The sequence below is a fragment of the Rhodanobacter panaciterrae genome (genome assembly GCF_014651895.1).
Lineage (GTDB): Bacteria > Pseudomonadota > Gammaproteobacteria > Xanthomonadales > Rhodanobacteraceae > Rhodanobacter > Rhodanobacter panaciterrae.
In genome coordinates this window covers 421,131-433,601 of the sequence record NZ_BMXT01000001.1, presented here as the reverse complement: position 1 = coordinate 433,601, position 12,471 = coordinate 421,131, and the positions used below count along the sequence as shown (strand labels likewise).

The 12,471-nt window shown below is 58.6% G+C and carries 11 protein-coding genes; all 11 read left to right on the top strand.

Translation table 11 applies throughout. The annotated features are described in order from the left end of the window. The first annotated feature begins 48 nt into the window (after nt 1–48). The 11 genes from IE071_RS01940 to IE071_RS01890 all read left to right on the top strand — a co-directional run bounded on the left by IE071_RS01940 (nt 49) and on the right by IE071_RS01890 (nt 12,467). On the top strand, nt 49–1,011 hold the full coding sequence (locus IE071_RS01940) for a glycosyltransferase family 2 protein (protein WP_189439495.1): 963 nt from the start codon (nt 49–51) through the stop codon (nt 1,009–1,011). After that, nucleotides 1,001–1,735 (top strand): class I SAM-dependent methyltransferase, encoded by a 735-nt coding sequence (locus tag IE071_RS01935; RefSeq protein ID WP_189439494.1) that lies wholly within the window; start codon nt 1,001–1,003, stop codon nt 1,733–1,735. The genes IE071_RS01940 and IE071_RS01935 overlap by 11 nt, the downstream gene beginning before the upstream one ends. Nucleotides 1,736–1,769: 34 nt before the next feature. After that, a complete protein-coding gene (locus IE071_RS01930; RefSeq protein ID WP_189439493.1) occupies nt 1,770–2,126 on the top strand; it encodes a GtrA family protein in 357 nt (118 codons plus the stop codon). A gap of 145 nt (nt 2,127–2,271) precedes the next feature. Further along, a complete protein-coding gene (locus IE071_RS01925) occupies nt 2,272–3,690 on the top strand; it encodes an ArnT family glycosyltransferase (protein WP_189439492.1) in 1,419 nt (472 codons plus the stop codon). An 88-nt stretch (nt 3,691–3,778) separates the two neighbouring features. Continuing rightward, on the top strand, nt 3,779–4,216 hold the full coding sequence (locus IE071_RS01920) for a pilin (RefSeq protein WP_189439491.1): 438 nt from the start codon (nt 3,779–3,781) through the stop codon (nt 4,214–4,216). A 351-nt stretch (nt 4,217–4,567) separates the two neighbouring features. After that, nucleotides 4,568–5,020, top strand: coding sequence for a pilin (locus IE071_RS01915; RefSeq protein ID WP_189439490.1), 453 nt, complete (start codon nt 4,568–4,570; stop codon nt 5,018–5,020). 69 nt (nt 5,021–5,089) lie between these two features. Continuing rightward, complete coding sequence (locus IE071_RS01910; protein ID WP_189439489.1) at nt 5,090–7,177, top strand: tetratricopeptide repeat protein; 2,088 nt, start codon at nt 5,090–5,092, stop codon at nt 7,175–7,177. Beyond that, the gene (locus tag IE071_RS01905) at nt 7,174–9,372 is read left to right on the top strand and encodes a tetratricopeptide repeat protein (protein ID WP_189439488.1); all 2,199 of its coding nucleotides are present in this window, start codon (nt 7,174–7,176) and stop codon (nt 9,370–9,372) included. The genes IE071_RS01910 and IE071_RS01905 overlap by 4 nt, the downstream gene beginning before the upstream one ends. Before the next feature lie 41 nt (nt 9,373–9,413). Then, complete coding sequence (locus tag IE071_RS01900) at nt 9,414–10,526, top strand: glycosyltransferase (protein WP_229792700.1); 1,113 nt, start codon at nt 9,414–9,416, stop codon at nt 10,524–10,526. Continuing rightward, a complete protein-coding gene (locus tag IE071_RS01895) occupies nt 10,519–11,445 on the top strand; it encodes an NAD-dependent epimerase/dehydratase family protein (protein ID WP_189439486.1) in 927 nt (308 codons plus the stop codon). The genes IE071_RS01900 and IE071_RS01895 overlap by 8 nt, the downstream gene beginning before the upstream one ends. Next, the gene (locus IE071_RS01890; RefSeq protein WP_189439485.1) at nt 11,415–12,467 is read left to right on the top strand and encodes a glycosyltransferase family 2 protein; all 1,053 of its coding nucleotides are present in this window, start codon (nt 11,415–11,417) and stop codon (nt 12,465–12,467) included. Before IE071_RS01895 ends, IE071_RS01890 begins: the two co-directional genes overlap by 31 nt. Nucleotides 12,468–12,471: the final 4 nt, after the last annotated feature.

Here is a 12,471-nt window from a genome sequence, read left to right as displayed (position 1 = left end):
TGCGCTACCATTTGGCTGTGCTGTGGGACGCCACACTGAACCGCCAGAATGAGTATCGATATGCAAGCAAGTCCCGTTGTGTCGCTGGTTGTCCCCTTCTATAACGAGGGAGCAGCTGTCGAGGCATTTTTTGAAACCATCGCCTCGACGCTCGCAAGCATCAACACTGTGGCATTCGAAATTGTATGCATCGACGATGGCAGCAAGGACGACACACTCATACGGCTACTCGCGGCATCACGATCCGACCCTAGGGTAAAGATCATCGAACTGTCCCGAAACTTCGGCAAGGAAGCAGCCTTGACCGCAGGCTTAGACGCAGCGGTGGGCGATGCGGTTATCCCCATGGACGCGGATCTTCAGGACCCGCCCGGACTGATCATCAAGATGATTGAAAAGTGGCGCCTTGGTGCTGATGTGGTGCTGGCAAGGCGCATTGACCGCCACAGCGACTCGATAGCGAAGCGCGGTACCGCAAACCTATTCTACAAGATTCACAATCGCGTCTCGCATGTGGAAATACCCAACAACGTTGGCGACTTTCGATTGATGAACCGCGCCTCGGTCGATGCTTTGAAGCTCCTTCCTGAGCGACAACGGTTCATGAAAGGCATGTTCGCGTGGATCGGCTTTCGAACCGAAGTACTTGACTACACGCGTCCGGCAAGGGCGGCAGGCTCAAGCAAGTTCACCGGTTGGAAATTGTGGAATTTCGCTCTTGAGGGGTTCACGAGCTTCAGCAGCGTGCCACTGCGTATATGGACCTACATCGGTTCGTTCAGTACGTTGCTGACACTTGTCTATCTGATATTCATTGTCACCCGAACGCTGATCTACGGTATCGACGTGCCCGGCTACGCCTCGTTATTGGTATCCATCTTGTTTTTTGGAAGCCTGCAACTGCTGAGTGTTGGGATTCTGGGTGAATACATCGGCCGGATATACACCGAGTCAAAGCAACGACCGGTGTATATCGTGCGCCAGATCTACGGTGGTAGTCGTGAACCCTGAGGCCTATGTGGAAATGGCAACCTTGGAATCCAGACACTGGTGGTTCCGCGCACGCCGAAAAATCCTCGGGCATATCATCGAGACAATGGGGCTGACACACCCCGCGCGCATTCTTGAAGTAGGCTCGGGAACCGGTGGCAATCTGATGATGCTGTCACTGCATGGAAGCGTGAGCGCCCTCGAAATGGATGACAACGCCAGAAAACTTTCATCCGAGAAAACCCTTGACCGATTCACCATACGTGCCGGCAACTGCCCGGACAACATACCTTTCCCGGGCGAGCAGTTCGATCTCATCTGCATGTTCGACGTACTCGAACACATCGATGAGGACGTGGAAACGCTTACCGCTCTTCGGAAACACTTGGCGCCGGGTGGTCGGATGCTGATCACCGTACCTGCATATCAGTGGCTGCGGAGCGAGCACGATGTCTTCCTGCACCACAAGCGCCGTTATACCGCCCGAACTTTGCGCCGGGTTTTCAACGAGAGTGGCCTGCACGTTGACAGGGTCACCTATTTCAACACGCTTCTGCTTCCGCTTGCGGTACTGGCACGGCTGAAGGATCGAATCGTCTCGCGCAAAAGATCGTCCGGTACGGAAACCCCATCACTATTCATCAACTCGACCCTCTACGCTATTTTTTCCAGCGAACGGCGTATGCTGACGAGGTTCAACCTTCCTGCCGGCGTCTCGCTGATGGGCATTGTCCGTGCAAAATGAAAGATGGCAATGGCCACCCTGGTTCAGGCGACTCATGCGATTCGGCATCACCGGATTGATGGCAACCGGCATCCACGTGGTTATCGCTGTGACGCTGATCACCCGGCTGAGCATGCTCCCGTATGTAGCCAATCCGATCGCATTTCTGACCGCGACCATGTTTTCCTACACCACTAATACTCTCTGGAGTTTTTCCAGCCGAATGAGTCACCGAACCCTGTTGCGCTATGTAGGCATCTCTCTGTTCGGTTGTCTCGCCACCATGGCGATAGCCGCTACCGCCGAAGGCGCACATCTGGACTACCGCATCGGAATATTGCTTGTGATCGCACTGGTCACGCCAATCACCTTTGCACTGCACAGTCTCTGGACCTATCGATCAGCACGCTGACTTCACCGCTCCGCACCGTATGTGCCATATCAAGACGCTCTGCCTCTCACATCACACCAGCTCGCTCAAGCGGCAACGGCTACTACTACGCCGATTTGACAAGGTCATGCATACTCGGCATCTGGACAACTGCAGATAGCCACGTATGGCCACCCCCGCCCCCACCTCCGAAAAACATTGGCAATGGCTGTTGGCGCTGTCGGCCATCTCCCTGCTGGCACTTGCTCTGCGCTGGTACTATGTAAGCAACGCGCTGGTGCTGAACCCGGTGCGTGGAGATGCCACGCAGTACTACGCATATGCGTGGAACTTGGCAAATCACGGGGTCTTCGCCAAAGACGCGCCGAATGCCGCACTACTCAACCCTGACAACTTTCGCGACCCCGGCTACCCTATTTTTTTAGCGCTCTGGATGAAGCTGCTGGGTGCGGGCGACGTTTGGTATGCCGCCATCTTGTTGTGTCAGGCGTTGCTTGGGGCGCTGACCGTTACCCTGGCCGCCCAACTGGGGAAGCACTGGTTGCCAACACGTTGGGCCATCGCCAGTGGTCTGCTAATGGCCGTGTGGCCGCATAGCATCACCATCAACGGCTATCTGCTCACCGAGACACTGTTCGGGTTTCTGTGTGCGCTCGGGCTGCTGTTATTCGCTCGAGCATGCCAGCGCGAAAGCCTGTGGTGGGCAGCCGCCGCGGGTCTGACACTGGGCGCGGCAGCGTTGACCAATGCCATGTTGCTCCCGTTCGGAGTCTTGCTGGCAGGCTTCCTGGTGTGGCGTAAACTTGCACTCCGAAAAATTTGCGCAGCGCTGGCAGTGGGGGCGTTGCTATTGCCTGGGGCTTGGGCTATCCGCAACATACAGATCCCCGCCCCAATCGCCGGCAACTCGTCGAAAGACCGCGCGTTGCAGAACTTCGTACAGGGTGCATGGCCGACTTACCACGACATGTATCGGAATTCAATATTTGGCGATGCCGCCACGCAAGCAAACACACGCGACACGCTGCATGCCGTCGATGTGGAATACACCGCATTACTAGACTCGCCCATGGCTGGCGCCAGAACAATCATGCAGCGTTTTGGCCGGCATCCTTGGCGCTATGCCGCCTGGTACTTCCTTGAAAAGCCGAGAGAGCTATGGGGTTGGGATGTCGTCATCGGGCAAGGCGACCTTTACGTCTACCCGACCCAAAACGCACCGTTCCAGATCAGTCCACCCTGGATCGCACTGGCCGCGATTTGCCATACCATCAACCTGTTGCTAATGCTGTTCGCATTGGCAAGCTTGCCGATGACGTGGCTACGCCAACGCAATTTGCGCGGACAGCGCACGCAAGCCGGCCACACCTCGCTGGTCTCGGTGATCTGCTTGTTGACGTTCGCAACACTGGTCTACACCACATTGCAGGCAGAGCCCCGCTACTCCATACCATTCCGATCATTTGAGATGCTGCTGGCCACCACTACTCTTTATGGAATTACCACTTGGTTGCGACACAAGCGCCAGCGAACAAGCCACCGCCACCGCTACATAGAGGGTATCAGGCATAGATCATCGCGATAACATGCTGCAAGCGTGATGAAACGCACACCACTAAACCGCGGTTGGTACAAAACGTGCCTGTCATGGTGTACTTTCAGGGGAGTCCACCATGTTGCGCCAGCGCATTTCAGCCGGTTTTACCTTGATCGAACTGATGATCGTCGTGGCGATCATCGCGATCCTCGCCGCCATTGCCATCCCGGCGTATCAGGACTACCTCATTCGAGCTCAAGTGTCCGAGGGTATGGTTCTGGCCAGTGGAGCCAAGGCAGCGGTTTGGGACTACGTTTCCAATACGGGGGAGTTCCCACCCAGCAATCAAAGTGCCGGCATAGCCAAGGATACGTCCATTATTGGTAGCTACGTTTCCAGTGTCGACGTGACTAACGGCGTCATCAAAGTGTTATTCAATGGGCCAAAAGCCAACAGCCAAATCAGCAACCAGTATCTGGTGCTGTCGCCGATCAGTCATGCCGGCAGTATCGCCTGGACATGTACTCCAAGCACGCTGGACGGAAAATACCTACCGACTACTTGCCGACAATAACCATGGCGAGCACCTCGGAAACACTATCTTCGGGCAACAAGCTGACAAAAAACGTCACTATTTGCCTAAGGATGGCAGCATGGGGGCAACTACAACGAGCACACCTTTTGCAATTGCCAGAGTCAATAGAGCACGCTTGCAGCCTTTCGTGACGCTAGGCACAATCCAGAAGCCCACATTTATGCGGGAATACACCTGCGGCAGTTGTGGCACACAAGCTGCTTGACTCTGCCGCGAGCTTCCTGGTCGTTCCTGACCATGAGTTATGGGGTCCGTTCCCGCCTAGGGGGATACGGGACTGGGGCTCAGGGGGCATCACACGGTTAGCTAACCAAATACAGAGGAACCACCATGAAGAACATGCAGAAAGGCTTTACCCTGATCGAACTGATGATCGTGGTTGCGATCATTGCGATCCTCGCCGCCATCGCCATTCCGGCCTACCAGGATTATCTAGTCCGCTCGCAGGTGTCGGAAGGTGCCGTGCTGGCCGACGGCGCCAAGACCGCGATTGCCGAGTACTACTCAAATACCGGCAACTTCCCAGGATCCAACGCATCGGCAGGTCTCGCGCCCAAAACCAATATCGTAGGCAAGTATGTTATTAGCGTCGCTACAGGTGCTACTGATGGTTCCACGAATGGCGTTATCAAAGTAGCGTATGGCAATTCGGCTAACGCCGCTCTTTCTGGGAAGTTCTTCGGGCTTTCGGCAATCACGCATGCCGGTTCGATCGAATGGACCTGCAAGGGCACCACTACGACTGTTGCTACGAAGTATCTGCCAACCTCCTGCCGTCAGTAATCACATCGCTTTTGCGATGACCCGAAGGGCCGCCCAGTGCGGCCCTTCTCCTTTTAGGTCGGGGCTTCCATGTCATTCCGCCATCCTCTGCTGGCAATCCTATTGCTGGCCGGCGCTTTGCTCACACTCGCCGCATGGAGCTACGCTCCGGGCCTGCACGGCGGCTTCCTCTTCGATGATTTCGGCAACCTTCCGTCGCTGGGCGCCAGTGGACCAGTGGACAACTTGGCCACGTTTTTTCGCTACATCACTTCCGGCGCGGCCGACCCCACCGGCCGGCCGCTGGCATTGCTGAGTTTCTTGCTCGACGCACGCGACTGGCCAGCCGCGCCGTATCCGTTCAAGCGCACCAACCTATTGTTGCACCTGCTCAATGGGGTGCTGCTGGCCCTGCTGCTGCGTCGGCTTGGCCGTGAATCGCTCGCGCCGGCCGAACATGACCGCAACGATCTTGCCGCCGTGCTCGGTACCGCATTCTGGCTACTGCACCCTCTTCTCGTCTCGACCACGCTGTATATCGTGCAGCGCGAGGCAATGCTGCCCACCAGTTTCACCCTGCTCGGCCTGCTGCTATGGCTGCGCGGGCGCCACGCGATGCTGCATGGCCACCCGCGCCGCGGACTATGCTGGATCGCGGCTGGGCTGGGCGGCTGCACCATACTTGGCGTACTGAGCAAAGCCAACGGCGCCCTGCTGCCAGCATTGGCCCTGGTGATCGAGTACATCTGGCTGCAGCGACCCAACCCCGCAATGCACGAGCTGGAGCCTGCACTGTCCACTGCAGGCTCCAGGCAACTGCCACCCGCTTATCGCCGCAGCATGCAGCTGTTGGCCGGCCTGCCGTCGCTGCTGCTCGGCGCTTACCTGCTGCACGCCGGATGGAGCGGGTTTGTCCACGGTGTATCGGCACTACGACCCTGGACCATGGGTCAGCGATTGCTGACAGAGCCACGCGTGCTGATGGATTATCTTGATCTGCTGTGGCTGCCGCGCTCGTTTACACCAGGCCTGTTCAATGACCAGGTGTCAGCCTCGACGTCGCTGTGGTCGCCAGCGACCACGCTACCCGCGGTGCTCGCCGTGCTCGGCCTGATAGTAGCTGCCTGGTGCTTGCGCAGGAAGTTTCCTGCCGTCGCGCTGGCGATCCTTTTCTATTTCGTCGGCCAGGCGATGGAGTCCACAACTTTGCAGCTCGAGCTCTACTTTGAGCATCGCAATTACCTGCCCGCGATGCTGATGTTCTGGCCGCTGGCCTTGTGGCTGGTAGGCATCCATCCCCTGAGCCGCCACATTGGCCCGACAAGGCCGCCCAAGGCTGCATCGAACAAGCCCGTATCGGCAGCATTGCTCAAGGGTGCGCTAGCTCTCGTGCTGCTGTCTGGACTGGCCTTGATGACCCATGCCAGCACCGTGCTATGGGGCAACACTCACGACCAGGCTTTGCTGTGGGCACGACTCAATCCCGGCTCGCCCCGCGCACAGGCCAACGCATCTCTGCTCGAAATGGCTGCTGGAAAACCGCAGGCGGCCGTCGCTCGCCTGACCGCAGCGCTGCCCATCGATCCAGATCAGGTACAGCTCAGTTTCAACCTGATCGGCGCGCACTGCATGCTTGGTAGCGTACCAGCCAGCGATCTTGAGCTGGCTCGCCGAGCCATCTTCCACACGCGCGATCCCGGCACTCTGCTGGTGCACTGGTTCGACTCGAGTATCGAAGCTGCCACGCAGAGTCGTTGCCACGGCCTCGACCTGACTGCGTTGGATAGTCTGCTGGACGCAGGGTTGGACAACCCGAAGCTAATTGAAGTGAACGGCCGTCATCAGGATCTGTTGTATCTGAAGGCCCACATTGCCCTGGCTCGACATGATCCGGCAGCGGCACTGCACGATTTCAACGCCGCACTCGCCTGGGACGTGCGCCCAGGCGCCGCGCTGAATCAGGCCGCCCTGCTCGGCGCCGCGGGTTATCCGCAGGAAGGGTTGGCCCACCTCGATCGCTATCGCGAATTGCAAACGCAACAAGCGCCGCCCGCCAACGGTATGCCATGGTTACACGCTTGGGTATTGCAGCAGCAGGACTACTGGCCGAGGGAGATTCGGCGACTGCGCGATACACTGCGTCAGGACGCCCAAGCCAAGATTGCCACCCACGAATGAACGCATCAGCCATCACTCCAGCCAGAACCGGCCCCACTCGCGCGGGCTGGTGGCTTCTGCTGTCGGCACTTGTGCTGACCACCGCGATCTACAGCATGGGATTGTCGGGCGCCTACCTGTTCGATGACTACCCCAACATCGTGGACAATCCTAGCGTTCAGCCGCATGACGCCAGCGTGTCCTCGCTGGTGCGCGCGGCGCTGTCCTCGCCCGCGAGCGAATTCAAGCGGCCGCTGGCTTCGCTGAGTTTCGCCGCAAACTACCTCGCCAGCGGGCTCGATCCCTACTGGATGAAGCTCACCAACCTAGTCATCCATCTGCTGAACGGATTGCTTGTGTTTTTGCTGTCCCAGGCGCTAATCCAAGTTGCTGTCCGCAAAAAGGCGCACTCCGTTGTGGGAGCTTCATCAGGCACCGAAATGCCCCATGACGCCGGAGCACGGACGGTCGGCATCATCGCCGCCCTTGTTGCCGCCGGCTGGATGTTGCTGCCGATCAACCTGACCGGCGTGTTGTATGTGGTGCAGCGCATGGAGAGCATGGCCAACCTGTTCGTGCTGCTGGGCTTAATCGGCTATGTTGCCGGACGCCGCCGCATGCTGGGGATGCCCGTTACTCTCCGCTCCACCCCCTCCCTCGCTCCCAGGAGAGATTTGGGGTGGGGTAGCTTTTCGTCCAGCAGCCAAGGCTTCATCTTCTGTCTGGTCAGCATCACCATCCCGGCAGCGGTAGGCATATTGGCCAAGGAAACGGCGGTGATGTTGCCGCTGTATGCTTTACTGACCGAATGGATCCTGTTCGGCTTTCAGCTTCCCCAAGACACCGCCACGGCTACAGCATCCGAAGCGCCCCCAGCACGGCGCCGCGACCGACGCATCATCGCATTGTTCCTGCTAGTGCTGGCACTGCCGCTGGTGTTGGGATTGGCGTGGCTACTGCCCGGCATATTCAACTCCGAAGTCTGGGCTACACGGGATTTCACCTTGGCCACGCGCCTGTTCAGCGAGTCGCGCATTATCGTCGACTACATCGTGTGGACGCTGCTGCCGACGCCGGCTGCGCTGTCGTTCTATCACGACAATTTCCACATCTCGATCGGGCTGCTGACCCCATGGACTACGCTGGCCAGCATAGTGTTTCTTGGCGCTCTGATCGCTCTGACGATCTGGCTGCGCCGACGCTACCCCTTGGCCGCACTCGGCATTGCGTTGTTCCTCGGCTCTCAACTGCTCACTGGCACGATCCTGCCACTGGAGCTGATCTATGAACATCGCAACTACTTCTCCAGTTTCGGTCTGCTGCTGGCGATCATTCCGCTGCTCGCTGCTCCATCGAGACCCACTGTTGGAGTGGCTTCATCCGCGGCTGCATTTCCACAATCGACTGAGGCAGTCGAGCAGGCACCAGCTCTCTGGGTAGCGACTGAAGCTGTTCTGACCGATGGCACCTTGCCGATGGCGTTGCCGCGCTATGTGCTGCTGGCTGGTTTGATGCTGTGTTGGACGGCATCGACCGCGCTCACCGCCCATTCCTGGGGCAACCCCCTGCGACTCGCCGAAGACCTGGCCAGCCGCGCGCCGCAATCGCCACGCGCCCAATACGAATTGGGCCGAACCTACATCATCAATTCGCACTACGATCCAACCTCCCCGTTCACACAGTTGGCCTATGCTCCGCTGGAGCGTTCCGCCGCGCTACCGGATGCGTCGATCCTGCCCGAGCAGGCGCTGATTTTCATGAACTCACGCATGCACCTGCCGTTGAAGGACGCCTGGTGGACCAGCATGATCGCCAAACTGAAGGCGCGAAAACCTGGCGTACAGGACGAAAGCTCGCTGGTCGCACTGACCCAGTGCAACCGCGAACAACATTGCGACCTACCTAGGGACCGCATGATCGACGCTTTCCACGCCGCGATCCTCCATCCCAACCCCAGCGCCCGTTTGTTTGCCACTTACGGCGATTACGCCTGGAACGTGCTGGACGACAAGAACCTGGGTGAGCAAATGTTCCAGCAGGCCATAAAGGGAGCACCGAATGAGCCCGCATACCAGGTTACCCTGGTCCGCATGCTGGTGGCGCAAAATCGCATTGCTGACGCACGCACTGCACTTGAGCGTCTACAGACGCTGAACATCGGCGGGCGCTTGAACGAGACACTGACCGAGCTGCACGACTTGCCGGGCTTGCGATGAGTGAGGCCCAACCTTCCCGCGGTTCACCGGAGATCTTGCGCGTGCTGTTGCTCAGCACGTCCTATCCAGCCGACGCCACGGATTGGCGCGGTGTATTCATGCGGCACCTAGTGGCAGCACTGGGCCGCCGAAGTGACATCAAGCTCGCGGTCTGGGCGCCCCCCGGCGAATTGCCCTCTACTGTCACATCGATCACGACACAGCAGGAAACGGTTTGGCTGATGCGATTGATGGCAACTGGTGGCATTTCCCATCTGATGCGTAGCGGTGGCGTGCGCACCCTACTCACGCCTCTAAAATTGCTGCGCATGATCGCCGCCGCCTATCGTCGCCATTTTGCCGTAGACGTCTACCATATTAACTGGCTGCAATGCGCTCTGCCGTTGCCGCGTAACGGCAAACCGGCGCTGATCACGGTATTGGGCAATGACCTGAAGTTGCTGCGCCTGCCGCTCATGCGCCACCTACTGCGACGGGTCATGCGCAGACGCAAGGTGGTGATATGTCCGAATGCGGAATGGATGCACACGCCCCTGTTGGCAGCCTTCGGTGATGTCGCCGAAGTGATTCCCGTGTCTTTTGGGATCAGCCCACACTGGTACGCCATCCAGCGCTCCCCCGACAAGGCTTCCAAGCGCTGGTTGGTAGTGACCCGTTTGACTGTCGACAAGATCGGGCCTCTGTTTGAATGGTCGCAGGATTTGTTCCATCACACAGATCGCGAGTTGCACCTGTTCGGACCAATGCAGGAGGGCGTCACCGTACCGGATTGGGTTCACTACCACGGCGCGGCTGCACCTGAGCAACTGGCCACTGATTGGTTCCCCGGCGCCTGCGGGTTGATCACGCTCAGTCGCCATGCCGAAGGGCGGCCACAGGTGATGCTGGAAGCCATGGCTGCCGCGCTACCTATCATCGCTTCACGCATGCCTGCTCATGCGAGCCTCGTCGATGATGGGGTGACCGGGATGCTTTGCGATTCGACGGAAGCATACAGTGCTGCATTGATGCAGCTGGAGAACGCCGACACCAACCGACGTTTCGGTGCTGCGGCTCGCGATTGGGCCGTTCGCGAGATCGGTACTTGGGACGACTGCGCGCAGCGCTACACTCGAATCTATAGAGGGTTGCTTGGAAGTGACAGCATTGAGTGATCGCATCCTGATCTTGGGCGCAGGCGGATTTGTCGGGATACATCTGGCGCGCATGCTGGCAGAGCGCGGCGAGCAGGTGATCGCGGTCAGCCGCCAACCCATCGACCTGGCTCTGGCCAACGTCGAAATCGTCATTGGCGAACCAGATGAATCCGATCATTTTCTGCCACTGGTCAAGCGCAGTCGCGCCGTGATTCATACAGCGTCGCGTTCCACGCCGGGCAGCTCGGCCGGTCATGCGATGGCGGAACTGCAGCACAACCTGCGTCCGACCGTGGCCCTGTTGCAGGCGCTGCAGGCGCATCCGCAGACGAATCTGCTCTACCTATCCTCCGGCGGCAGCCTGTATGCCACCGCGCCGGAAGAGCTCGCAACCGAGTCCTCCCCCGTTCGACCGCGCTCCTATCACGGGGCGGGCAAGATCGCCGCGGAACACTTCATCGGCGCTTGGTGTAGCCAGTACGGTGGTGGCGCGACCATCCTGCGGCCATCCAATATCTACGGACCCGGCCAGCACGAACGCACTGGCTTCGGCATCGTCCCTACCGGCCTAGGTAAGATCAGCCGCGGTGAAACCTTAACGGTATGGGGGGACGGTTCGGCCACTCGTGACTATCTGTACATCGAGGACTTCGTAGCACTGTGCATCGCCACACTGGCCACGCCGATGTCGGGCGGGGCACGAGTACTTAACGCTGCCAGTAGTGTCGGGGTAAGCCTCAATGAACTGTTCAATGTGATGGAGGCCGTCACCGGTCGACCGTTGCAACGTTCCTATGACACTGGTCGCTCGGTGGATACGCCGCGGGTGGTGATGGACGCGAACCTTGCCCGCCAGCATTACGGCTGGAGCGCAACGACATCGCTGCACGAAGGAATCGCAAATACATGGGCGTGGTTCAACACTATCCTGCGGTGAACCGTCCGGAAGCTCCGGTCTGTTCGGTATGCATTGCAAACTATAACGGTGTGGCGTTGCTGGCCGACTGCCTGGATTCTGTGCTCGCCCAGCACGGCGACTTCTCTGTCGAGATCATCGTCCACGACGATGCGTCGACTGACGATTCTCTGGCTCTACTGCGTGACCGCTATCCACAGGTCGAAGTGCTAGCCAGCGCAAAAAACGTGGGCTTCTGCATCAGCAACAACCGCATGGCGGCACATGCCCGTGGCGAATACATCCTGCTACTGAACAACGATGCCGCTCTCTTTCCCGATGCTCTTTCTACGCTGATGGATACAACGCTGGGCGAGCCCTCCCCCGTCATCCTCACTTTGCCGCAATATGACTGGCTCACCGGGATTCTGGTTGATCGTGGCTGCATGCTTGATCCGTTCTACAACCCTATCCCCAACCTTGACCCGAAGCGCACCGAAGTGGCCATGGCCATTGGTGCTTGTCTGTGGATCTCACGCAGTCTGTGGAACACGCTCGGGGGCTTCCCGGAATGGATGGAGTCGATTGCCGAAGATCTCTATCTGTGTTGCTTTGCCCGCTCGTGCAGTGTGGGCGTGCGTACTGCCAGGGGAAGCGGCTTTCGTCACCGCCTTGGCACTAGTTTTGGCGGGGCTCGCGTCGATGGGAACCGGCTCAAGAGCAGCGTAAGGAGAAGACGCCTGAGCGAGCGCAACAAGACCTTCGTGCTTTTCATTTTCACGCCAACGCCGCTGATGTGGCCGCTTCTGGCAATCCACTTGATCATTGTTCTACTTGAAGGAATGATCGTCAGCGCAATCCGAATGAACCATCGCATCTTTTTTGATATTTATGCGAATGTGCCTAGGGCACTCTGGCATCAATGGAAAACGCTACGCATCTTGAGACGTCAGGTACGTGACGTAAGGAGCACACCGGCGCGAGCATACTTCCGCGTTTTCTCACCGTTGCCGAGAAAGTTGCTGTTGCTGCTGCGTCACGGGGTACCACGAATCACAAAGTGACACT